We start from the raw sequence: 22,940 nt of genomic DNA on the forward strand, positions 1-22,940 counted from the left end.
TCTCCTATAATGAATGGGCTTCTGCAACCACTGTATCAATTAAAGCATCATCAATGGCTAAAGCCCCTTCTTCGTACTTTTTAAAATAACCTAAAAACTCAATATTGCCTTCCATGCCTTTAATTGGTGAGAATGTTAAGCCGTGAATATATAATCCACAATCATGAGCAACGTGTAAGATACGATGTAAAACTTCTTTATGGATTTTAGGATCTCGCACAATACCGCCTTTACCTACATTCTCTTTGCCCGCCTCAAATTGAGGCTTAATCAAAGCAACAAGAGCTCCTGTATCCTTTAATAAGGTAGTTGCAACTGGCAGAACCTTGTCCAAAGAAATAAATGCTACATCAATAGAAATAAAGTCCACAAGTTCACCAAGTTGCTCAGGTGTAACAGTACGGATATTTTGCTTTTCCATATTAATCACACGCGGATCTTGACGCAATTTCCAAGCCAATTGATTATAGCCTACGTCAATGGCAAAGACTTTAGATGCACCATTTTGTAGGGCGCAATCTGTAAAACCACCTGTACTAGCACCTATATCAACCATAACAGCATCCTGTAAGTTGATAGGATACGTTTGAATGGCTTTTTCTAACTTTAATCCACCGCGACTAACATAAGGCAACGTATTGCCCTTTACTACAATATTGGCATCTACAGGAATTTTTGTACCTGCTTTATCAATACGCGTAGTATCCATGAAGATTTGGCCAGCCATTATGGCCGCTTTGGCTTTTTCTCTACTTTCAAAAAGTCCTCGGTTAACGAGGAGTATGTCTAAACGTTCTTTACTGCTCATATAACACCATTATAAATATAATAAAATTGAATACATGCTACAAGAATGCCAAGAATTAATCCCCCAAATACCTCTATTGGTGTATGGCCTAATAACTCTTTTAAGGCCTCTTTACGAGTGATGGCAACAGGTATATTTTTCTTTGTAAAATAGTCTACAATTTGATTTAGAATTTGAGCTTGACGCCCAGCCTCTAATCGTACGCCTGATGCATCATACATGACTACAATAGAGAATACTAGAGATAGTATAAAAAGATCAGATGCTCCATTTTTTAGGTATATGGCTGTGGTTGTAGCAATTACGAAAGATGTATGAGAGCTGGGAAATCCTCCAGATCCTACAAGCCGTTCTGGACGAAATTTGCCATGTCGAACTAGTTGCCATACAAATTTGATAGCCTGCGCAGTAAACCATCCCCAAAATGCAGCTTGTGCTATGTAGTTGTGTGCTATTTGTGGTAATATATCAATCATTATTTATACCTTCTTCAGGTAGTACCAATTAATTAGTACGTTCTAAAAGATAATCAATTAGTGCAGCTAGTATAGATGTATCATAAGAAACGGAGTTTAAAGCATTATGAGCCTGTTTTCCAACTAAAGAAGCTTGGTTTTTAGCCTCCTCTAAACCTAGTAAGGATACATAGGTAGATTTATGTTGGCGAATATCACTGCCAGGAGTTTTTCCTAATTCTTCAATTGTACCAGTTACATCTAGAATATCATCAGTAATTTGGAATAACAATCCTAAACAATTAGCATATTCCATAAGCGCTTTTCGAGTAGTCGTATCTGCATTGCCTAAAATAAGACCTAATTCTACAGATGCATTAAATAATGCACCTGTTTTTCCACTGTGTAAAACTTTTAATTCTTCTAGTGGTATATGCTTATCTTCACTGAGCATATCGAAGGCTTGACCACCAACCATGCCTTCCGGGCCTGCTGCAGTAGCTACGCATTGAATAGCCTCTATTTTTTGTTGAGGTGTAGCAGTTTTATTCTCAGTCATTAGTTGAAAAGCATAAGTTAATAAACCATCACCAGCTAGAATAGCCATACCTTCACCATAAACTTTATGATTTGTTAAATTACCTCTACGATAATCATCATTATCCATGGCTGGTAAATCATCATGTACTAAGGAATATGTATGGATACACTCCATAGCACATAGAAATTCCTTATAATCAGCTGGATCTTTATGAAGCATTTCTAATACAGCTTTAGATAAGATTGGTCGGATTCGTTTGCCACCTTGCATTAAACTGTAATTCATAGATTCATAAAGGGGTTTAAATTCTCTATTTGGGCTAGTTAATACTTCACCTAACCATTGTTCAATATGTTGTTTGCTAGACGCTAAATAGTCTTTGAACATAGAATCTCCTTATTCGCTGATGCGGACTTCTTCGATAATTTGTTGTACTTCATCTTCCACAGAATCGAGCATTTCTGCACATTCTTTTACTAATGTTAAGCCCTTCTTATATTGCGTTAAAAGTTCAGAGATAGTCATATTACCATCGTCTAATTGTTTAACAATATCCTCTAAGGCTTTATATTTTTTCTCATAACTTTTTAGTGATGCGGCCATCTTTGTGCGCCTCCTTTACCGTAGCATTCACATAACCATCAGCAAGTGTAACTCGTATATCATCCTTTGGATGTAATTGAGTAACAGACGTTATAGGTTTATCATCATGTTCAACCTTTGCAAACCCTTTTACCATCATTTGTAATGGATTAAGAGATTCTAATTGTTGAGCTAATAATGCTAAACTATGTTTCTCTGTATTGCATCGTTCTTTTGTAGCATTAGTTAATGATTGTGAAAGCTCTTGTAAATGCGTTTTCTGTTTATGCAAAAATTGTAGAGCTGGAATACCTAATCTACGATTAAAGAGCAAGGTCAAATCTGTACGTTTCTGCTGTAATGTATAACGTATAAACTCGTGTAGGTATTCTTCTTTTTCTGTTAATTGATCTTGTAGTGTAGTAATAGGAAGTACAGCCATTTCTGCAGCGTGGCTTGGCGTTGCACCACGAGCATCTGCTACATAATCACATAAAGTATAATCTGTTTCATGACCTACTGCTGAGATAACTGGTGTATTAGCAGTATAAATAGCCTCTACAACAGCTCTATCATTGAAACACCATAAATCCTCCATAGATCCACCACCACGACCAACGATGATGACATCAACCTCTGGGTCAGCATCGGCAGCAGCAATACCTCTTGCAATAACAGGTCCTGCAGTATTGCCTTGGACAGGAACGGAGAATAATTTAAATTGCACTAATGGGTTACGTCTCTCACTAACGTGTAAAATATCATGCAATACAGCGCCAGATTGAGATGTAACAATACCTATGCAACTTGCCATGTATGGAAGACTTTGTTTGTGGTTGTCATCAAAGTATCCTAGCGCCGTTAACTCTCGTTTTAACGCATCAAATTCGAGCTGTAATGGGCTTTTAGACCCTATTTGCATATCCGATGCAATAAGATTTAAACGCCCCATTTTATTGTAAAAATTAACAGATGCTTTTACAGTCACTAATAATCCATTTTGAATGGCATTAGCCAATCCTTTTTGCATAACTGTACTAGACCACATGGTAACATCAATAGCGGATTCTTCATCTTTTAAAGAGAAATACATATGACCACTACTATGACGCTTTGCGTTAATAATAGTACCGCTAACATAGACATTCTTAAGTAGGTATTCTCGGTCTAAGGTGCGCTTTATAAGATTGTTTAATTGTGTAATGGTTAATACATTCACGATTATCCTCTAATTTCCTCTAAAAAAGCAGCTCCAAAAGCATTGCCAGTGGCATTATCAACAGAAAATTGTGGCTGTGCTACATGTAATGTAAGGTGATTACGTCTACAATAATGCTCCATACGATGACGAAGTAAGCTATTGCTCATTACACCACCAACGGCAATTAATGTTCGAACAGGTTTATTTTGTAAATGATAGGTAATCATTTTTTCTAACGAATTTCCTATGGAGGTGAATACAGCTCTCGCCAAATTAGACTTGTCTAAATCACTCATGGAAGCACTAATGCGACGCATAGCCGCACTACATGGCCCGGCAAAGCTTATCCAACCTTCTTTTACAGAAGATGGTAATGGTTCATATTCTGTAGTTTGTAATGCTAATGCCTCTAGATGCTTACCTGCAGGAAATGGCAAACCCATTGCAACACCAATACGATCTACATATTGACCACCTTGTAAATCCTTAGAGCCGCCAATAATGTGAGACTCAAATATGCCTTCTCCTTTATAATGACAATATACGAGCTCCGTAGTACCACCAGATAAATGAAGTGCTAAAAATGGATCTTTAGGAATAGTTTTTAATTCTCGAAGGGCAGCTAAAATATGATTTTCTTGATGTGCAAAAACTTGTAAAGGTACATTCATCATATGACTTAGAGATTGACCATACCCTAGCCCTACCATAAAGGCTGGCATATAGGAATTTTCCTCACGTCTAGGAAAACCACTAACACCGATACCACTAATTGGTAGTTGTGGCAATTCAGATATTAACTTAGGCAATGCCTTTGTATGTTGAAAGACCATATTTGATTGTTGTAGTCCTCGCTCACCCTGTTTGACCTCTAATATTTTGCGGGCTTCCCCAACTATTTGAAAGTCGCTATCTATAATGGCACAACTTGTAGTGTAGCAACTAGTATCAATGCCTAAGTAATATCGTTTCATTATTTACTCTTATTATATGCATCTAGAATTGCGTTAATTAATTTATAGGAAGAATCAGAACCAAAATCTTTAGCTAATTGAATAGCTTCATTAATAGCTATAGATGGTTCTAAAGGTTCATCTTCATTTGTCATTTCCCATAAAGCAATACGTAAAATAGCACGATCGACCTTGTCTAAGTTTTCAACTTTACGTGATTTACAAAATGGCTGTAATGCTGCATCTATAATTTCAGAAGAGGATAATACACCATTTATAATATTATTCGCATAAGCCTTATCCATAGATTTATGCATATGTCCTTCTGGAAATTGAACATCACTTTGGTCAGCATGAAATTCATTAGCATATAACATTTGAAATGCGTATTGACGTGCTTCACGTCGATTTCGCTTAATTACCATGTGGAGTTGGCTCCTTTTCTTTAACAATACCTTCAATATGAACATCAACCTTAACATGATCAAGATCAAGCATATTCTTTAAGGTTTGTTTGATTTCTAACTGCAATTGTTTGGATAATTCAATAAGATTGTATCCATACAAGGCTTTAATATAAATATTGATTTCAATAAAACCTTTACGATGTTTAACATTGATACCCGGTAAACTACGTTGACCAAAGGCATGTGTAATGCCCTCTACTAATTCATCGTAAAAGCGAGGGCTTAAAGAATGAATACCTGGAATCGTAGCTAACGTTTTAGTAGCTACATCGATGATGACAGAATCTGCAATATCAATGGTATCCATATCTAATCCATAGTTTAATTGATTGTCTGAACTCATATAGATACCCTCCTAAGGCTGTGATGGTGTTACTAAATCATCAAAAATAATGTCTTGTACCACTACATCAATGGTTTGTACCTCAATTTCTGTATAAGAAACTAAAGCTGTTTTGATACGTTCTTGTAAACGTAAGGCCACATCAGGGATACGGTACCCATATTGAATGCAAACATATAAAGTAACAGAAATTGCCCCTTCATCATTAAATGATATCTTAACACCTTCATGATCAGATTTACGTCTAAAGAAGGTATTAACACCATCATTAAAGGTGGAGCTCATATGATGTATACCCTTTGTTTCAAGTGCTGCCATAGTGACAATCGTAGCATATACATCTTCACTAATCTTAATTTTACCCGACTCTAGTTCAGTATTTTTCTTGGTCATACTGGCCTCTTTCAAAAAAAGCACTTGTCCCTATATATAATTACATAGACGACAAGTGCTTACAGTGCAAATGTTAGATATATGGGGAATCAGATTCCATGAAAAGATCTAGCCCCAATACATATCAATAAGTATTAGGCACGTTCGATGTATTGACCTGTACGAGTATCAATACGAAGTACATCATCTACTTCAATGAAGAGAGGTACTTTTACAGTGTAGCCTGTTTCCAATACAGCTGGTTTGTTACCACCAGTAGCAGTATCACCACGGATACCAGGATCTGTTTCAACTACTCGAAGTTCAACAGCTACAGGTAAATCGATACCGATTACGATACCTTGGAAGAACATGATGGATACTTCCATATTTTCAAGAAGGAAGTTTTTAGCATCACCTAGTTGTTCAAGGTTAAGTTCAACTTGATCATAAGTTTCGTTATCCATGAATGTGTAAGCGCCATCAGATTCGTATAAGTATTGCATACGACGACGGTCAACATGTGCTTTAGGAACTTTTTCACCAGCATTGAACGTACGTTCTACTACAGAACCAGTTTGCAAATTTTTCATTTTAGTACGTACGAATGCAGCACCTTTACCTGGTTTAACGTGTTGGAAATCAACTACTTGCCATACATTACCGTCGATTTCAACGGTTACACCTGGACGAAAATCATTACTGGAAATCATCTAACTCTTCTCCTTCTAAATACCTATTTCAATTAACTCTTTTGGACTATGTGTCAACACCTCATAGCCGTCAGATTTGACGATGACACTATCCTCTATTCTCAATCCGATAGTACCTGTAATATAAATACCAGGCTCTACCGTAATGATCATATTTTCTGTAAATACCGTATCGGATTTTGTATTAGCCACTGGTTCTTCGTGAATCTCGAGACCTACGCCATGACCAGTACCATGATTAAATTCCTTGGTATATCCATGTTCTTTGATATAATCACGACATACTGCATCGAGTTCTTTACCAGTAATACCAGCCCGAACAGCAGCTACGCCGCGTTTTTGTGCTTCTAAAACTATACTATACAGCTTTTTTTGTAATTCAGAGGCAGGACCCATTACAATAGTTCTAGTCATATCGGAATGGTAACCCTTATATACGGAGCCAAAGTCGAAGGTAACAAAATCACCTGCTTCAATGACCTTATCACTAGCTACACCATGAGGCATACTAGAACGGTTACCAGAAGCAACGATGGTTGCAAAGGAAGGCTCCTCTGATCCACGTTTTAACATTTCTGTTTCTAATATGATGCGCGCTTCGTTTTCTGTCATTCCTACCTTTAATTGTGGTAATAATGCAGCAAAGGCGTCGTCACCAATTTTAGCAGCTTTTCGCAATAATTCTAATTCATCTTCTCGTTTAACTGCTCGTAGTTTAGCAAAATTGATAGAAGTAAAATTAAAGCGTTCATCTAATGTATCACATAAGGTTTCATACGTATCTACCGGCATTTGCTTGCCTTCAATACCGAATAAACCTTCGTGAATATGATGCTCATTGAATATATCTACAAGAGTATCCATAACAGAGGATTCATATTGAATGACTGTATATCCTTCACATTGTTTTGTAGCTTGCTCAGTATATCTGAAATCAGTAATCATAAAGGCTTTATCTTGTGTAATGATAGCAAAGCCTGTAGTACCAGTAAAACCAGCAAAATAATGTAAATTTATAGGGCTCATCAAAATGACGCCTGTTAATTCTTGCTCTTTAATATACTGTTGTAGCAGATTTAAACCATTCATAATCATGCTCCTAGTCTATAAAGTACAATTAATCTTACCATAAAATACCTATATTGAATAGAATTTTATGCTATTTTTTGAAAGCCTCTATATCACCAATGGTTAAGTCCTGTACAGAACCAACCTCTTCTATGCCTGTTAAATCTATATGGCCTATAGTTAACCGTTTTAAATATGTAACAGTACCGCCTGCTGCACCAATCATACGTTTTACTTGATGATATTTGCCTTCTTCAATGGTAATATGCAGAGATTGAGAAGATACAACATCAATTAAAGCAGGCTTGCAATGGGTTCCGTCACCTAGTACAATCCCCTCTTTTATACGTTGAATTCCTTCTTCTGTTAACTCACCATCATATTCTACGTAATAAACCTTGGATACATGTTTATTACCATTGATGATTGAGTGTCCCCAAACACCATCATTGGTAAGCAACAGTAATCCTTCTGTATCCTTGTCTAATCTTCCCACAGGAACTATCCCCATTTTAATATATTCAGGGGGCAATAAATCCATTACAACGGGATGCTTTGCATCCTCCACAGCTGTTACATAGCCTTTGGGTTTATGAAATTTTACATAATACTGCTGCTTAGTATTAACCACTTGACCATCAACTGTTATTACATCAGATTCAATATCAACGTGGATATCTTTTTTTGTTGTTATTTCACCATTAATAGTAACTCTTTGGTCCTTTAAGAGTTGATGAACTTCTTTTCGACTGCCATAAGCTTTATTAGCTAATAATTTATCGAGTCGCATCATACATGTCCTTGGAGTAATTCAACATGAGCTGTATCATTGAGCAAATTCAAAATATTATGATCGTATTCGCCCATACCATTATAGAAAATACGATTAATAGCTGTATTACCTTGGCTAAAATTCCAACAATGACTAATAGAAATATCTAATAATTTACATAATAAGGTTCTAATTGTTCCGCCATGACATGCTATTAAAAGAGTCTCTTCTTCATCATTAACATTGAGGAATTCTTCCAGACCTGCCCAGGCACGATCTTGCAAATCTTTAAAGCTTTCGCCATTTGGTACTTTTACAAGATGAGGCCGCAAATACATCTCATCAATAAGGCCGGGCCAACGTGCTTCAATGTCTGAAAATAGCATAGCTTCCCAGTCACCAAAATTAAGCTCTCGCAATCGTTTATCTACTGTGATAGATGTTGTGCGGTCACCTCGAATCGTTTCGGCTGTAACTAAGGCACGACTTAAATCACTAGATAAGATACGGTCAAAGGTAACATCTTTAAGGGCATTAGCACATGCTTTAGCTTGATTCAAACCGTTTTCATTGAGGGGAATATCTGTAATACCTTGATATTTCCCCATTTTATTCCAATCGGTTTCACCATGACGCACAATATATAATGTCTTCATAATCTTCCTATACTTTCAAAATATCTGTCAGTTTATCCACCAGTTTAATATTAGTATCATGATCTTTAATAGCAATGCGTACCCAGTGATTAGTTAAACCTACATAGGAGTCACAATTGCGCACAATCATATTATATTTTTTTAGCTCTTCATTAATATAGTTTGCTGTAATTCCTTCTTGATTAACTTGGAACAACATAAAATTAGCTGAAGGTGGATATACAGTAATTCCTTCTATAGCATCTAATGCATTGTACATGAATGCTTTTTCGTCATTTAATTCTTGTTTTGTTCGCTTAATGTAATCCACATCATTCAAGGCAGACTTTGTATATGCTTGCGCTAATGTGTTTACAGACCAACTAGGAATATATTGCTGTAATTGAGTAATTAATGTTTCGTTAGCAAAAGCGGCACCAATGCGTAAACCAGGTACAGCATAGAATTTTGTGAAGGAATGAACTACGATGATATTATCGAATTCATTTACTAAAGAGCGCATAGAATGCTCATTATCTTGTAATGGATCATTTCCAACAAAATCGATAAATGATTCATCTATAACAAGTAAGCTATTTGCATCTTTCAACATGCTCGCTACAGTGCGAATATGATCTTTATCAAGTAATGTACCATCTGGATTATTAGGATTACCTAAAAATACAATGATGCGACCATCTTGCCCTTTTAGTTCAGCTGCAAAGGTTTCTAATGCCAAATATGGTACCTCAAAATAAGGTTTTCCATTATCATCTTCCCGAGGTCGATAAAAAATATCACGTACAGGAATCTTACTTGCTTCAAGAGCCTCTTTATACTCAGAAAATCCTGGTGCTGGTACAAAAGCACCTGTATATCCAGGTAAACGGCAAATAGCATATAATAGCTCGGCTGCACCATTACCAACTATAATTTGATGTTTATCCATTCCATATGTATCAGCAATAGCATTTAATACATCATCATTGGTAGCATCAGGGTAATGAGAAATGTAGCGCAATTGTGCATTTAATGCGTCTAATCCACGTTGACTAGGTCCAAGGGGATTAATATTAGCGCTAAAGTCGACCACCTCATATGGTTCAATTCCTTGTTCATGGGCAAATTGAAATATATTGCCCCCATGTATCTTAGACATTTAATTCTCTTTCTATTAAATATATTATCGTTTAATATAGGTTAATCCTTCATTTGTGGTTTCTACTGTATCCACATAGGATAGCTCTGGTAATTTACGCATGATTTCTTGCTTACAATCATCGATGCGACCGTAATCTACTGGAAATAGCAGTCCCATAATGGTACCACTATGAGCTATGATTGTACCAACACTGTTATAGTAATTACCTATATCGTGAAAATCATATAAGTTTGCTTTATACAGTATGCGTTGATTACCAAAAGCACTCAATGTAGCTGCTTGACCAATTAAATTAATATCATGTGTATGTAAGCCTCGTTTAAATAAATCTAGTGATTCACGTATAATAGGCTCTTTTTCTAAAATTTTAGCTTGTAAATCTACTTGTTGATTAAAGGTAATGGTATCTATACTACCGCCTTCATCAAATACAAGAATTTTCAATGGCGGACACATTCCTAGTGGTTGAGAAATGGTACCCTTAATATAATCAAACTGCGTTACACCTTGGTAAAATGAAGCATCTGTAGGTTCTACGGATAAACAGATTTGCTCTAATTCTTTTAGTGATAAATTATAATCCATAGCTAAAGCAGTAGCCATAGCCGTTACAGAAATATCCGCAGAACTTGAAGCCATCCCCTTTCCTTGTATAATATCAGAACGTACATATACAGGTGGACAAGATTGGTCTTTATTATTTTTTTGCAATAGCCGTTGTACTAATTGTCTTGCCTTAGCAGATTTAGGTTGTAATGCACAATACTGCTGTGAAAATGGATGTTTTACATTACTTAATGCGTAGGAGTAACGATTAATAGGACAAGTCACTAAAAATGACTGTTCATTAATAGAACCTTGTAGAAATTCCCCACATGTACCTGGGGCTCTTACATAATAGGTCACATTAAACTCCTTTCGCATTAAACAAAAACTGTAATTGTTTTTATAAAACAATGGATAAATAATTATTAAAACATCGTAGTATTAGAAGCTACAGAAGCAGATAATACAGATAATATAATAATATAAATTAAAAGTAGTAAAACCTCTGTAACTTCAACAACAAATCCGTAAGTATCACCTGTAGTACCACCAAGTTGCTTAACAATATAATGGTTGAGTATACGATTGATAATATAGGTAATAATCATACTTACAATATTGATTTGAAAAATACCTAATGTAGCGTAAACCAATACACCTAATCCAACAACATAGCCTACATCAGCTATGGAAAAAATGGAATATACGCCATATAAAAGGGTATATAAAATTACACCAATTAGTAATATTACAATAGGCATAAAGAAGGTTGAAAGTGTGTTGTACGTAATAACATGCTTAGGTGCTAAATTAGCGAATGCAGCCCCCATCCCCTGCTCTCGTGCATAGGGATAGGATCGAATACTCAAAACAAGGGACCAACGACTCATTAATGGCATCATAATCAGTGCCATTGGAATAAATTCCGCTGTTGGAATCGCTGTTAATAATTGCCATTTTAAAAGTGTAACAAATACAAAAGCAACAACACCAAAAGAACCTATACGGCTATCTTTCATAATTTCTAACTTACGGTCCCTTTCACGTCCAGAAAATAAACCGTCACTGGTGTCCATTAGGCCATCAGCATGGAGACCACCTGTAATTAAGAATTCCGCTATAACAAGGATTAACATCAATGGTACTAACGGTATAAATGGTGATAATATACCATACAATAATGCTAAAATAAGGCCAATAATTAAGCCTACATAGGGAAAGGCTACAACGGATTTACCAAAATCTTCTACAGACCATTCTGTTTGATTAACGATTTTTAAACGTGTTAGAAACTGTAATGCTATGAAAAAAGGTGTCATTATACATTCATCCCATAAGTAATGGCTGTACTAATTATGATCATTAGTATAGTCGTAAAATACATCATATAAATTGTACGTGTAATGTGGTTACGATTTAATTTTTCAATGGGATCTCCCATGTATTCACGGAAGGTCATTTTTTTGAAATATTGGTTGTATCCACCTAATCGGATATGTAAGGCTCCTGCGACTGGTGCTTCTGCATAACCGCCATTAGGACTTGGATGCTTATGGGCATCACGCAAGCCTATTTGTAGGGCTTTTTTAGCATCAAAGCGTAAAAAGAATGCAGAAATTATTAATAATATAAAGGTAATGCGTGCAGGAATCCAATTGAGCAGATCATCAAAGCGAGCTGCTACTCGTCCAAAGTATAAATATTTTTGGTTCTTATACCCAAGCATAGAGTCCATAGTATTGGCAGTTCTATATAGAATTGCACCCATTGGACCGCCAAGGATAAAGAAGAATAACGGAGCAATAATTCCATCCACTGTGTTTTCAGCAATGGTTTCTACCGTAGCTCGTGTAATTTCACTTTCATCTAATTCTTCTGTATCGCGACCTACAATCCAAGATAATCGTTTGCGTGCCTCTACAATATTATCTTGTTTAATTAATTGGCTAATAGTAAAGCCTGCACCAGCTAGTGAACGTGGAGATATAGCAATATATAAAATAATTACTTCAAGAGCATATTCTACCCATTCATCAACTACGCCACCAAGCCATAGTATTAAAGACACTATAATATATACAGAAACGAGGATTAAGCCAACTGCAATACCACCGTACCATAATTTTTTAGTATCGTTATCAGTATCTTTATAGAGAACAGCCTCAAAAAAGGATATGATGCGACCAATAATAGCTACAGGATGGTATTTACTATTAGGATCTCCAATGAGTAAATCTAATAAAAATGCTAAGACTGGTATACATACAAAGCTATACTTTGTAAACCAATGCAAGATTGTTAAATGTTCCATATATCTCCCCTATTACCCCAAGGTAGACATAATATAATCCATATCTAAGTGTTCCTCTACAATATCAGCTAATCGATTATAAGCTGCATTCTTGTGTTCGAAATAATGGAATACTACATCTAATGGTTCTAACCCCTTACGTTCACGCAACTGATTGATAATAAAGCGTCTAAATTCATCATTATCAAACACACCATGAATATATGTCCCCATTACTTGGTGATTACCATCGATAAAACCATCGACTACATTAACGGCTTCTTCACTGCGACTTGTAATGGTGAAACAACGGCGCACACTATCTACTAATGGTGTAGTATCACCCATATGGATTTCATAGCCTACTAGTTTTTCACCTGTAAATGTACCATTTAAAAATTGAAGATTTGAAACATTGAATTCTACTTGATGTGTTGTTTTTTGATCCTTCATAGTCGTAGAAGAATCGACTAAACCAAGACCTTCAATTTCTTCAATATCTCCTTCCATATGATGCGGATCATAAATCGTTTTACCCAACATTTGATTGCCCCCACATACACCAATAACAGGTGTACCTTGGTCAGCAAGTTTTTTTATTTCATCGGCAAAACCAGAGTTACGAAGATATGTAAGATCTGCTAGTGTATTTTTGGAGCCCGGTAAAATGATTAAGTCAGGATTGCCAATAACATCGCCAGGGCCGACGAATCGAACAGATACATCTGGTTCATAATTTAATGCATCAAAGTCAGTAAAGTTAGAAATTTTAGGTGTTTGCATAACCACTACTTGAATTTCTTTAGCACCACTATTGCGTTTGTTTTCCAGTGCAACAGAGTCTTCTTCATCAATATCAAGGTTTTCAATGGCAGGAATGACACCAACTACCTTTTTACCTGTTTTTTCTTCAATAAAGGTAAGGGCAGGTTCTAATAGTTTAATATCACCACGGAATTTATTGATAACAATACCTTTAATGAGATCTCGTTCTTCTGGTTCGAGCAATTCTAATGTACCCACAATAGATGCAATAGCACCACCACGATCGATATCAGCAATGAGATATACAGGTGCTTTCGTCATCTTAGCAATGCGCATATTTACGATATCATTAGCCTTGAGATTCACTTCTGCAGGGCTACCTGCACCTTCAATAACCATCATATCGAAATTGGAATCTAAGAAATCGATAGATTCTTTTACCTTATCAAGAGCGGTTAAGGAATATTTTGTATGGTATTCTTTAGCACTATAAACGCCCACAGGTTTACCCATCAATACAACTTGAGAAGATTGATTACCTGTAGGTTTTAATAACACAGGGTTCATTTGTACAATTGGATCTATGCCAGCAGCCTCAGCTTGCGCTACTTGAGCACGGCCAATTTCATCGCCCCATTTTGTCACATAAGAATTGAGGGCCATATTTTGAGCTTTAAAGGGAACAGTTTTAAAACCTCTTCTATAAAAGATACGGCATAATGCAGTACATAAAATACTTTTGCCTACATTGGAACTTGTTCCTTGGAACATAATTTTCTTAGCCATTTATATGAACCTCCTGGGATTTTAATTCAATGGTAACGCCACTAATCGTTAAGTATAATTTGTCAGCCTCAGTTGCTACTGTTCGATTGACGCGGCCTGCAATATCTCTAAAATATCTTGCTAGCTTATTATCTGGTACAATACCAAGACCAATTTCATTAGTTACAAATATAACTATTTTATCATCACTTACTTTAATTAGATTTAATAATGCTTCTAATTCTGAAAGTACAGTATCTTCTAACCGATTTGCATCTTGTTGGCCTTGTATTGACCCATGAGCCATCATATGATTTGTTGTAAACATGGTTAAGCAGTCTATGAGTATTACATCCGCTACACTACTAATATGTTGCCACTCTTCGGCCAAATATAATGGTATTTCAAAATTCGTCCATATATTACCACGTCGCTCTTGATGTTTCTTTATACGATCAACCATTTCATCATCAAAAGCTTGTCCTGTTGCCACATAAGCTTTTCGACCTTCTGTGGCAAGGGCTAAACGTTCTGCAAATTCACTTTTTCCACTTCGTGCCCCACCGGAACACAATATAATTTGTGATTTCATAATGCACCTATACAAGAATTTATAATTTCAGTATCATTATAAGTATAACAAAGGAGCGATACTATGGAAATTATGAATATGAAACTAAAAATGATGGCTACTTTATGGGATAATACCTATCGTGTTGCCATCGACGATGGACAAGGTAAATATATTGGCACTGCACGTGTAGTTGTAAATGTTCCACTACCACCAGAAATGTTACCAGAAAATGCACCTCAAGTAGAACCACAGTTATTGGTTTTAGTAGAAGATTTTGATTTCGAAGCTGATAAGATTATAAACTTCGAAACAACACTTTCTGATCTATTGAGAGAAAAATTCCGTTATGAAATTCCTCATATTTTCTTCTACTATCCAAGTCCTCACGATGTTTTAAATCAAACAATTTCACAATAAGGTCTATAACGAGCAAAAAGCTATGTAAAATACATAGCTTTTTTTTGTTTATTCAGCTCCAATTTCCTCTTCTACGCGACACATAATAAAGCAAAGGTCGGATAGACGGTTTAAATATTTTAAATTAGATTCATGAACGCTTTCACCAGCATCTAATACACGCCATAAATCACGTTCAGCACGTCGAGTAATCGTTCTCGCTACATGTAAATAAGCTGAAGATTGTTTTTCACCAGGAATCACAAAACTAGATAATGGTTCAAGCTTTTCGTCAAAGCGATCAATAACCTTTTCTAAATGTTTAACATGTTGCTCTGTAATGACTGGCGCCGCATTTAAACTGGCAATATCGGCCATTAAAGTCCATAAGTTGCGCTCAATATCATATAATTCAGTAGCAACACGTGGATTTTCAGCATAGGAACGAGCCAAGCCTAAAAAGGCTTGTAATTCATCGATTGTACCATAAGCTTCTACGCGTAAAGAGGATTTAGGTACTCGTTCACCGGTATATAAACCAGTTGTACCAGCATCACCTGTTTTTGTGTAAACACTACTTGCCATATGAATTACCTCCTATAGAAATACATAAATGTAGAATGAAAAGCTACATGTTCTCAACTTTGAGATTAGTTATATTCTGGGAACCAAAGATGAATTTCACGAGTAGCAGCCTCTGGAGAATCAGACGCATGTACTACGTTTGCATCCATTGTTAGGGCATAGTCGCCACGAATACTACCAGGGGCAGCATCTACAGGATTTGTGGCACCGTTTAAAGCACGTACGGATACGATGGCATTGTCTCCGGCCAATACGAAAGCAAGAACTGGTCCAGATGTGATGAAATCAACTAATTCACCGAAAAATGGTTTTTCTTTGTGTTCAGCATAATGCTCTTCCGCTAATTCACGAGGTACTTGTAAAAGTTTTAACGCTTTAATGACAAGACCTTTACGTTCATAACGGCTAATAATTTCACCACTTAATTGACGCTTAACTGCATCTGGTTTTATTAAAACTAATGTTTCTTGCATGATATCCTCCTGTAGATATTAATTAAAATAATGCTTTTTCTTTATATTTAGGATTCATTGCTTGTTGTTTCAATTTTGCAATACGTTCCTCTGTACGAGGATGTGTACTAAAAAGATTGCTCAAGCTTTCACCAATACCAACCATCGGGTTGATGATAAACATATGGGCTGTTGCATTACTTGCATTTGGCAATGCACCATGTTTTGAATAGTAGTCAATTTTTGCAAGGGCTGACGCCAAAGCTAAAGGGTTGCGGCACATCTCTCCGCCCCCCTCATCAGCTAAGAATTCTCTGGCACGAGAAATGCTCATCTGAATAAGTCCTGCTGCGATAGGAGCAATAATTATGGCACCTATTAATGCTAAAGGATTAGAACCTTCTCGATCATCGGAGCGTCCAAAGATTGCAGAAAATTGTAGAACCTGAGCAATCATAGAAATTGCGCCTGCCATCATAGCAGCAATAGTACTGATCAATGTATCACGATGCTTGACATGGGTTAATTCATGTCCTAAAACACCTTCTAGCTCGTCGTCTGTTAATAGTCGCTGGATACCTTCTGTAACAGCAACTGCTGCATGACTCGGATTTCTACCTGTAGCAAATGCATTAGGTACATCACTAGGGATGATATATACCTTTGGCATTGGTAATTTACCATTTTTAGCCAATCGTTCTACCATACCATATAATTTAGGGTTAGATTGTGCAGTAACTTGTTGTGCGTTATATTGTGCTAAAACAATTTTATCGCTAAACCAATAGGACATAAAATTCATGCCCATGGATATAACGAACATAATCATCATACCACTTCTACCACCAATCATATCACCTAAGACCACTAAAATGGCCGTCAAAGTCGCTAATAAAAGCGTTGTTTTCATATTGTTCATAGTTTCCTCCAATTATAGTTATGGACTATGCCTAACACTATAATTATACCACAAACTAAATAATTGATGCTCCTTTACTATCGGCTTCTAAGCAATATGTTCTATTTTCAATTCCATTAGATGTAAATACAGCACCCATAGCATCTGCCACAGCTTGTACGTGGGCTTTATCTACATAGGCAATTAGAGTGGATCCAGATCCACTAATAGTTGCACCATATGCGCCAGCAGCTTTAGCTGCTTCAAAGGCTACATCACAATGTGGTATTAATGTTTTACGATATGGTACATGCAAATTATCATCTAATGCAACAGATAAATTGCTTAATTGATGTGTAATCAAACTGGTTACAAATAAAGATGCATGGCTCACATTTTGCACAGCCTCTTTAAATGGTACATGATTAGGTAACACAGAACGAGCGTATTCTGTAGAAACCATCACCTCAGGTACGACTACGGCAAAATGCAATTCAGATGGAACAGAGATAACTGTATTTAATACCTTTGTTTTTAAGCCTGTAGCACAGCATAAATTACCGAAAATAGCAGGTGCCACATTATCTGGATGACCTTCCATACGGTTTGCAATGACTAACAATTCCTCTTTTGAAAGTGGATGATTAACTAACGCGTTAGCCAATAATAAGCCGCCTACAATTGCTGTACTACTACTACCGAGCCCACGAGATGGAGGAATTAAAGTTTCAGACACAATATGTCCATATTGGATTGGTTCTTGCACAGTAGCAAAAACTTGATCCATTGCAAAGCCAATAAGATTTTTTTTAGGATCTTCAGCACGTAAAATATCTGCGCCAAAACCTTCAAAAGTATAGGTGTATTCTGTAGCTTTTACATCAGGTGTAAAGCTAAAAAAGTTGTATAAATTGAGTGCCAAACCTAAGCAATCAAAACCAGGTCCACAGTTAGCACTAGTGGCTGGTACTTGTACGCGAACAGTGTTCATAGCTTAATCTTCCATAATACGAATTACACTATTAACAGACTTAACGGAACGCAAGCTGTTAAAGGAATCGATAAGATTTAAAATATAAGATCTAGGACATTTAGATGTTACAATCGCTAATACAGCAGTTTCTGGATCCATATTTCTTTGAACGATGGATAAAACAGAAATCTTTTGTTCTGCTAATTTGGCAGAAATTTTTGCTAATACACCTGTTTTATTATCTACTTCCAAACGTAAGTAATAGCTAGATTGAATCTTACCAGGTGAGTAAATATTTTTTTGATCATAATAGAATGGCTTCAAACGACCTGTTTCGTTGTATGAAACATTTTTAGCCACTTCCATAATATCGGATACTACAGAGCTACCTGTAGGTAAGCTACCAGCACCACGACCGTATAGCATTACATCATCAATACCATTACCTTTTACATAAATCGCATTATAAGAACCGCGAACAGATGCTAAGGGATGTGTGGTAGGAATAAATGCTGGGTATACATTTAGAGATAAACCTTGACTAGTTTCTTTTGCAATACCTAATAGCTTGATGTTATAACCAAATTCTTTACCAAATTTAATATCTTCCGTATCAATGCAAGTAATACCTTCTACGGATACATCTTCAAAGAAAATGCGACGATTGAAACTAATAGATGCAAGAATAGCAAGTTTACGTGCCGCATCTAGACCTTCAACGTCTGCTGTAGGATCGGCCTCAGCATAACCAAGATCTTGCGCTTCCTTTAGTACGTCTTGATAGCTTAAACCTTCTTCAGACATTTTAGTTAAAATAAAGTTTGTAGTACCATTCATAATACCGATTAGCTCTGTAATACGGTTGCCAGCTAAGGACTCATATAATGTACGGATAATTGGAATCCCACCTAATACAGATGCTTCAAAGCGTAAATCTACGCCGTTTTTGCTAGCTAAGTCTAATAGATATGGGCCGGATTCTGCTAACAAATCTTTATTTGCAGTTACTACATTTTTTTTAGCCTTTAAAGCGCCTTCTACACAATCTTTAGCAAAGGTTGTACCACCCATTAATTCCACAACCATTTGAATGGACTCATCTTTTAGTACTTCATCAATATCTGTTACATATTGAGCTGTTTCAGGCAATGTAATATCGCTATATTTATCAGGATTACGTACAAAGATTTTAGAAATTTCAACATTAACACCTGTGCGATTTCTAATTAACTCAGCATTATCTTGCAATAAATTAAATGTACCTTGTGCAACAGTACCAAAACCTAATAACGCAATTTTTATAGTGGTCATAATTGTCCTACTCTCTTAATTAGCCTATGCTTGGCCTAAAATTTCTACTTTAATAATGCCCTTCATAGAGCGAATATCTAATAATAAATCTTCTAATGAACCTTGTAAGTCTTTAGTTTCAAAGGAAATGCTGCTATTAGCTATACCTTGTAGAGGAATGTCTTGATTGATAGTCAATATACTACCATTGCGTTCTGCAATTGCTTTTAACACACTAGATAACATACCTGATTCATTAGACATTGAAACATAAATGCTTACAATTTTACCTTGAGCAATTTCAAAAAATGGGAATACATAATCTTTATACTTATAGTATGCAGAACGACTCAAATCCATCTTTTCCACTGCTTCATTAATAGTTTTAACCTCACCTAGTTTCAAAATTTCTTTTACCTTAATCGTCTTTTTTATCGCTTCTGGTAAAATATCTTCTTGCACCAGATAAAACTTATCTTTTTTTGGTTTAGTCATAGAACACACACTCCCTTATTGTTCTGTTGAAGTTTCTTGGGCTACAAATTGACGCCCATATAATGTTAACACCGCATACATGCCGACAAAAAATGGCAAATACTCTGCTATAACGCGCCATGCTACAGCAACAATACCAACCGTTCCATTAGGGACAAAGGTACTAAACAATACTACAAATAGTCCTTCTGCAATCCCTGTTCCCCCTGGTGTTGGTGCAAAATATAAAATAAGATTCAATAGAATCATTCGATCTAATATATCAATGATCGGAATATCTGGTGTAAAAGCATACATTAATGCTGGCGCAATACAGTATAAGGATAATAGACTCAACCCAGATTCAATAAATACAATAAACGATTGAATTGGTTGTTTATATAGTAATCCTAAACCTTGATTTAATGTTTCTAATTTAGAAAGCCAATCTTTCGTTTTATGAGCTTTAAACCGTTGCGCTAAGTTATATACAAATTGACGCATATATTTAGTTTGTAAGATATAAGTACCTACCAGCATTGCAATGACAGATATTACTGCAAAAATCAATAGCATATCTCTTGAAATATATGGAATTTCAATAGCATCTCTTAAGAATACGAAGGGTAACATAATAACAAGGAACATGATAGAAAATACGGTACGTATTAACACAATAGGAGTCCCTTTAGATATTGGCACACCATAACTCCGTAATACTAATACTTGAGCAACAGCACCCCCACTAGCACCAGGGGTTAACATAGCCATGAAATAATTACTAAAGATTACACGAAGTACAGCCTTTATAGATAACTTATATCCTCCGATTTTTACGAGTCTTTGTAACCGTAAACCATCAAAATACATGCCTACTGTTAAGGCCACTAAAGCCAATAATAAAGAAATACTATTAAATGATGAAATTGTTTTTAATGCATCTAGATCAATAGTGTAGTAAATGATACCAATTGACACAGCCAATAGTAAGAGAAACATAAAAATGCCTCTCTTCATCATTTTACTCATATCAAATCTCCATAATTAATTAGCTCAATATTATGTTGTCTAATATATAAATGCGTATGGTTGGAACATACAGCTTGTAATTCATCTTCCCAATGATAGCCCCATTTATATTGATTTCCAAGAAGCGTATTATTTAAACCTGGATGAATCATCAATTCATGAGTACCCGATTTTTTAGATACGCATTTTAATATACCCATTAAGTTTTTTTGGTTAATGTGTCCCCCATTTACCATACCCCAAAAGTATTGAGTTGAATACATGCCATTATCACGTATTGTAGGACGTGCTTTTGCAGCCACAGTGGATAACCCCACCTTACCTAACAATCGCACCGGAGAATACATATAATTGACAAATAAAGAAGATTCATCTGGAATGCGTATAGCATTAATACTATACTGTTTAGCTTGCTCTATTACGATTGGTAGTACCGTCGGTAATACATGCATATGTTGATGACCATCAATATGCGTTACATGTAAACCAGATTCCATAATACGTTCCATTTGAGCGTGAATTTCTTTGCGCAATTCACTATAATTAATCTTTCCAGTATAAATTCGCTTCATAAAATCGATATATGTTTCTGGAAATACGCCTTCAGAGGTTAGCAGCGATGGTACTTCAGCAGGATTACATACTGGTTTAAGTCCACCTACTAAGGCGATATGAACACCAATGCCCAACTTAGGGTTATTTTTTGCCATACTTACGGCTTCTGAAAAAGCTTCGCCTCCCGCTAATAGAGAGGTGCTCGTAATGATACCTGTACGATGACCATCAATGACGGCAGCATTAACTGCACTATGAAGACCAAAGTCATCTGCATTTACTATTAATTTGGACATAGTTTACTTCCTTTTCATAAAAAAAAGGGAGAACTTTGTTCTCCCACAAAGGATATATGTTATTGTACCAAATACAGAGCTATAAAATCAATACAAAAGCCCTCTACTTGTATACTAGTAGAGGACTTTCGATATACTTATAAATTTTTATCATAAATACATGATTCAACCCTAATATATTTTAATTAGCACATCAATTGTTCTTGTGCTTTATACATACATAGAGCTGCTGCCACACTCACATTTAAGGATTCTATATCTCCATACATAGGAATCATAATACGGTGTTTACATAGATTCATAACCTCTGGTGTTACACCATTCCCTTCATTGCCTAAAATCAACATACATCGTTTATCATAGGCCACCATATGATATGGTTTTGAATTATCTAGGGCAGTTACATAGGTAGACATATTAGATTCTGCAATAAGATCATTAAGCATAGATAATGTAACATCTTCATAAACAGGTATTTTATGTAATGCACTCATTGTACTACGTACAGTCTTATCATTATATGGATCAACAGTACCTTTCATTAAAAATATCCCCTTCACACCTGCCGCTACAGCGGTACGTAAAATCGTACCTAGGTTACCAGGGTCTTGTACGCCATCTAATGTAATATATACACCATCTTCAATAGAAATTGATTCCATACTATATGTAGGTTTAGATACTATAGCAAAGATACCTTGACCATTTACGGTGTTATCAATTTTATCAAATACTGGATCTTGAGCAATATAAGTAGGTATCGATTGCATCGACTCTAAGGATAATAATTTCTCTATATTTTTATCTTTACATTTAGATTCGCGTATAACAATTGCTTTTATTACCCCCATAGTTGAAATATCACGAATGGAACGAATCCCTTCTACAATGTATTCACCATATTTACTACGATTTTTGCGTTGTCCTAGAGAAACTATATGCTTTATAGTTTTATTATCTTTAGATTGGATAAATTCCAT

The 22,940-nt window shown here is 35.9% G+C and carries 29 protein-coding genes; 1 reads left to right on the forward strand and 28 read right to left on the reverse strand.

Annotated features, from left to right (window positions below; all coding sequences use genetic code 11):
* Window positions 1-4: 4 nt before the first annotated feature.
* The 19 genes from VEIT17_RS04565 to cobU all read right to left on the reverse strand — a co-directional run bounded on the left by VEIT17_RS04565 (window position 5) and on the right by cobU (window position 15,030).
* Window positions 5-808 carry a TlyA family RNA methyltransferase gene (locus VEIT17_RS04565; protein WP_178884967.1) on the reverse strand — a complete coding sequence of 268 codons (804 nt, stop codon included), beginning with the start codon at window positions 806-808 and terminating at the stop codon, window positions 5-7.
* On the reverse strand, window positions 805-1,284 hold the full coding sequence (locus VEIT17_RS04570) for a divergent PAP2 family protein (RefSeq protein WP_119208723.1): 480 nt from the start codon (window positions 1,282-1,284) through the stop codon (window positions 805-807). Before VEIT17_RS04570 ends, VEIT17_RS04565 begins: the two co-directional genes overlap by 4 nt.
* Window positions 1,285-1,312: 28 nt before the next feature.
* Entirely contained in the window at window positions 1,313-2,191 is an 879-nt protein-coding gene (locus tag VEIT17_RS04575) for a polyprenyl synthetase family protein (protein ID WP_178884969.1), read from the reverse strand.
* 9 nt (window positions 2,192-2,200) lie between these two features.
* Window positions 2,201-2,407, reverse strand: coding sequence for an exodeoxyribonuclease VII small subunit (gene xseB / locus VEIT17_RS04580; RefSeq protein ID WP_178884972.1), 207 nt, complete (start codon window positions 2,405-2,407; stop codon window positions 2,201-2,203).
* Window positions 2,382-3,605: an exodeoxyribonuclease VII large subunit gene (xseA, locus tag VEIT17_RS04585; protein WP_178884974.1), complete on the reverse strand. Its 1,224-nt coding sequence runs from the start codon at window positions 3,603-3,605 to the stop codon at window positions 2,382-2,384. The genes xseB and xseA overlap by 26 nt, the downstream gene beginning before the upstream one ends.
* A gap of 2 nt (window positions 3,606-3,607) precedes the next feature.
* Window positions 3,608-4,561: a Kae1-like domain-containing protein gene (locus tag VEIT17_RS04590; protein ID WP_178884976.1), complete on the reverse strand. Its 954-nt coding sequence runs from the start codon at window positions 4,559-4,561 to the stop codon at window positions 3,608-3,610.
* Window positions 4,561-4,965, reverse strand: a complete 405-nt coding sequence (nusB, locus tag VEIT17_RS04595; RefSeq protein WP_178884978.1) for a transcription antitermination factor NusB — start codon at window positions 4,963-4,965, stop codon at window positions 4,561-4,563. The genes VEIT17_RS04590 and nusB overlap by 1 nt, the downstream gene beginning before the upstream one ends.
* Complete coding sequence (locus tag VEIT17_RS04600; RefSeq protein ID WP_129823021.1) at window positions 4,955-5,350, reverse strand: Asp23/Gls24 family envelope stress response protein; 396 nt, start codon at window positions 5,348-5,350, stop codon at window positions 4,955-4,957. Before VEIT17_RS04600 ends, nusB begins: the two co-directional genes overlap by 11 nt.
* Window positions 5,351-5,362: 12 nt before the next feature.
* The gene (locus VEIT17_RS04605) at window positions 5,363-5,743 is read right to left on the reverse strand and encodes an Asp23/Gls24 family envelope stress response protein (RefSeq protein ID WP_178884980.1); all 381 of its coding nucleotides are present in this window, start codon (window positions 5,741-5,743) and stop codon (window positions 5,363-5,365) included.
* Between the two features lie 134 nt (window positions 5,744-5,877).
* Entirely contained in the window at window positions 5,878-6,435 is a 558-nt protein-coding gene (efp, locus tag VEIT17_RS04610) for an elongation factor P (protein WP_060924599.1), read from the reverse strand.
* 15 nt (window positions 6,436-6,450) lie between these two features.
* Entirely contained in the window at window positions 6,451-7,524 is a 1,074-nt protein-coding gene (locus VEIT17_RS04615) for a M24 family metallopeptidase (RefSeq protein ID WP_156719123.1), read from the reverse strand.
* A 70-nt stretch (window positions 7,525-7,594) separates the two neighbouring features.
* The gene (locus tag VEIT17_RS04620; protein WP_178886018.1) at window positions 7,595-8,293 is read right to left on the reverse strand and encodes a pseudouridine synthase; all 699 of its coding nucleotides are present in this window, start codon (window positions 8,291-8,293) and stop codon (window positions 7,595-7,597) included.
* On the reverse strand, window positions 8,293-8,931 hold the full coding sequence (locus VEIT17_RS04625) for a histidine phosphatase family protein (protein ID WP_156719122.1): 639 nt from the start codon (window positions 8,929-8,931) through the stop codon (window positions 8,293-8,295). Before VEIT17_RS04625 ends, VEIT17_RS04620 begins: the two co-directional genes overlap by 1 nt.
* A 7-nt stretch (window positions 8,932-8,938) precedes the next feature.
* Window positions 8,939-10,069, reverse strand: coding sequence for a pyridoxal phosphate-dependent aminotransferase (locus VEIT17_RS04630; protein WP_178884982.1), 1,131 nt, complete (start codon window positions 10,067-10,069; stop codon window positions 8,939-8,941).
* Window positions 10,070-10,093: 24 nt separating this feature from the next.
* Window positions 10,094-10,978: a GHMP family kinase ATP-binding protein gene (locus VEIT17_RS04635; protein ID WP_178884984.1), complete on the reverse strand. Its 885-nt coding sequence runs from the start codon at window positions 10,976-10,978 to the stop codon at window positions 10,094-10,096.
* Between the two features lie 65 nt (window positions 10,979-11,043).
* On the reverse strand, window positions 11,044-11,937 hold the full coding sequence (gene cobS / locus VEIT17_RS04640) for an adenosylcobinamide-GDP ribazoletransferase (protein WP_024066070.1): 894 nt from the start codon (window positions 11,935-11,937) through the stop codon (window positions 11,044-11,046).
* Window positions 11,937-12,929, reverse strand: coding sequence for an adenosylcobinamide-phosphate synthase CbiB (cbiB, locus tag VEIT17_RS04645; protein WP_119208702.1), 993 nt, complete (start codon window positions 12,927-12,929; stop codon window positions 11,937-11,939). The genes cobS and cbiB overlap by 1 nt, the downstream gene beginning before the upstream one ends.
* 12 nt (window positions 12,930-12,941) lie before the next feature.
* Complete coding sequence (locus VEIT17_RS04650) at window positions 12,942-14,459, reverse strand: cobyric acid synthase (protein WP_178884986.1); 1,518 nt, start codon at window positions 14,457-14,459, stop codon at window positions 12,942-12,944.
* On the reverse strand, window positions 14,452-15,030 hold the full coding sequence (gene cobU / locus VEIT17_RS04655; RefSeq protein ID WP_024066073.1) for a bifunctional adenosylcobinamide kinase/adenosylcobinamide-phosphate guanylyltransferase: 579 nt from the start codon (window positions 15,028-15,030) through the stop codon (window positions 14,452-14,454). Before cobU ends, VEIT17_RS04650 begins: the two co-directional genes overlap by 8 nt.
* Window positions 15,031-15,093: 63 nt before the next feature.
* Between cobU and VEIT17_RS04660 the strand changes: the two genes are divergently transcribed.
* A complete protein-coding gene (locus tag VEIT17_RS04660) occupies window positions 15,094-15,429 on the forward strand; it encodes a hypothetical protein (protein ID WP_129823014.1) in 336 nt (111 codons plus the stop codon).
* 48 nt (window positions 15,430-15,477) lie between these two features.
* On the opposite strand, the gene VEIT17_RS04665 is transcribed toward VEIT17_RS04660, so the two are convergent.
* The 9 genes from VEIT17_RS04665 to VEIT17_RS04705 all read right to left on the reverse strand — a co-directional run bounded on the left by VEIT17_RS04665 (window position 15,478) and on the right by VEIT17_RS04705 (window position 22,940).
* Entirely contained in the window at window positions 15,478-15,993 is a 516-nt protein-coding gene (locus tag VEIT17_RS04665) for a cob(I)yrinic acid a,c-diamide adenosyltransferase (RefSeq protein ID WP_178884988.1), read from the reverse strand.
* Between the two features lie 65 nt (window positions 15,994-16,058).
* Window positions 16,059-16,466, reverse strand: a complete 408-nt coding sequence (gene ndk, locus VEIT17_RS04670; RefSeq protein ID WP_060924608.1) for a nucleoside-diphosphate kinase — start codon at window positions 16,464-16,466, stop codon at window positions 16,059-16,061.
* Between the two features lie 22 nt (window positions 16,467-16,488).
* Window positions 16,489-17,364, reverse strand: coding sequence for a zinc metalloprotease HtpX (gene htpX, locus VEIT17_RS04675; RefSeq protein ID WP_060924609.1), 876 nt, complete (start codon window positions 17,362-17,364; stop codon window positions 16,489-16,491).
* A gap of 55 nt (window positions 17,365-17,419) precedes the next feature.
* Window positions 17,420-18,334 carry a homoserine kinase gene (gene thrB / locus VEIT17_RS04680; RefSeq protein ID WP_178884990.1) on the reverse strand — a complete coding sequence of 305 codons (915 nt, stop codon included), beginning with the start codon at window positions 18,332-18,334 and terminating at the stop codon, window positions 17,420-17,422.
* 3 nt (window positions 18,335-18,337) lie between these two features.
* Complete coding sequence (locus tag VEIT17_RS04685; RefSeq protein WP_178884992.1) at window positions 18,338-19,627, reverse strand: homoserine dehydrogenase; 1,290 nt, start codon at window positions 19,625-19,627, stop codon at window positions 18,338-18,340.
* Between the two features lie 24 nt (window positions 19,628-19,651).
* On the reverse strand, window positions 19,652-20,101 hold the full coding sequence (locus VEIT17_RS04690; protein WP_005386672.1) for an ACT domain-containing protein: 450 nt from the start codon (window positions 20,099-20,101) through the stop codon (window positions 19,652-19,654).
* 15 nt (window positions 20,102-20,116) lie between these two features.
* Complete coding sequence (locus VEIT17_RS04695) at window positions 20,117-21,109, reverse strand: lysylphosphatidylglycerol synthase transmembrane domain-containing protein (protein WP_178884994.1); 993 nt, start codon at window positions 21,107-21,109, stop codon at window positions 20,117-20,119.
* Window positions 21,106-21,960, reverse strand: coding sequence for a ChbG/HpnK family deacetylase (locus VEIT17_RS04700; protein WP_178884996.1), 855 nt, complete (start codon window positions 21,958-21,960; stop codon window positions 21,106-21,108). Before VEIT17_RS04700 ends, VEIT17_RS04695 begins: the two co-directional genes overlap by 4 nt.
* A gap of 185 nt (window positions 21,961-22,145) precedes the next feature.
* Window positions 22,146-22,940 carry a TrmH family RNA methyltransferase gene (locus VEIT17_RS04705; RefSeq protein WP_178884998.1) on the reverse strand — a complete coding sequence of 265 codons (795 nt, stop codon included), beginning with the start codon at window positions 22,938-22,940 and terminating at the stop codon, window positions 22,146-22,148.

This window comes from Veillonella nakazawae (assembly GCF_013393365.1).
Taxonomy (GTDB): domain Bacteria; phylum Bacillota; class Negativicutes; order Veillonellales; family Veillonellaceae; genus Veillonella; species Veillonella nakazawae.